This is a genomic window from Sulfolobus sp. B1 (genome assembly GCF_007050195.1).
Taxonomy (GTDB): Archaea; Thermoproteota; Thermoprotei_A; order Sulfolobales; family Sulfolobaceae; genus Saccharolobus.
This window is the reverse complement of sequence record NZ_QIMI01000276.1, coordinates 1-1,046: the sequence shown is the minus strand read 5'-3', so window position 1 is coordinate 1,046 and position 1,046 is coordinate 1. Positions and strand designations below refer to the sequence as shown.

General features: G+C 36.8%; 1 protein-coding gene. It reads right to left on the bottom strand.

Annotated features, from left to right (window positions below; translation table 11 throughout):
* Nucleotides 1-351: 351 nt before the first annotated feature.
* On the bottom strand, nt 352-1,046 hold a 695-nt coding region (locus tag DMP16_RS10145; RefSeq protein ID WP_143577213.1), incomplete at its 5' end, for a DUF3782 domain-containing protein.

The following is a 1,046-nucleotide window of genomic DNA, read 5'->3' as shown; positions in this document are numbered from 1 at the left end:
TCTTTAATTATCCTTATCCCCTCTTTGTAAGCTTTCAGAACATCTTCCGCATCAATTTTAGAGTATATCATACAAGATGGAGAGGATAATAGGCATTTACAATCACGCTCTAACGCAAAAGAAAGAGGATTTACTAAGGTCAATTGAGGTTTATTCTAAAGTATTACCAAGCGTGAAAAAGTTAAAGATTGATAATACGTAAGTTAGCTAAGAAGTGACCGTTATGAATTCGTGTTACCCTCTCGACTGTCCCTCAGATAGAAGCGAACGAGGGTAATCTCACTAAGGGAAGCAGCAAAATAATCCCCAAACAGTAACTCTGCTGAGGAAACATAACAATCCAGTGAACACTCAGTCGATATCCCCTGGTGTAATAATTCTTATTCCTAAACTCTGTGCTCTGGCAATAATCCTATCTGGGTATTTATCATCAACTATAGACGTTATAACTAAAATTTCGTCAATTTTTACATTCTTTACCTTTTCATAAAATTCCTTCTTCTTAAGGAAAGTATGTATATCACCTCTCTTTAGACCAGAAGTAATTTCTACCATTATTGTCCTCCCGTCTTTTACAACAATGTCTATCTCTACATCTGAGGGTTCATCATATACAAAGCCAGAACTATCATAAAGTAGTTCTCTCTTTATGGTAAATCCTGCATCACTTAGCAGTTCTAGAACACCTTTTCTGAAGACCTCTTCCGTTTTTACTCCCCACCTACCTCCAATACCGTTCACAAAGGTCTCAAACTTTTTCTCTATGTTCTTTAATTGTGTCTCGAAATTCTCTCTAACCTTCTTTATGTCTTCCTTAGTAGACATTCTATTCTCAATATTTCCTGTTCTACTCTCTATTTCTTTCCTAAGGTTTTCCAGATCTTCTTTAGTAGACATTCTCCTCTCCAACTCTCTCCTGAGGTTCTCTAAATCGCTCTTAGTAGCCAAATTCTGCCATGGTGTTAACTTCGCTAATGCCTCATAAATTATTTCAGGCTTCGCAGTGAGGACATCAACTAGAATCGATGGGTTTTGTAGTAATACCT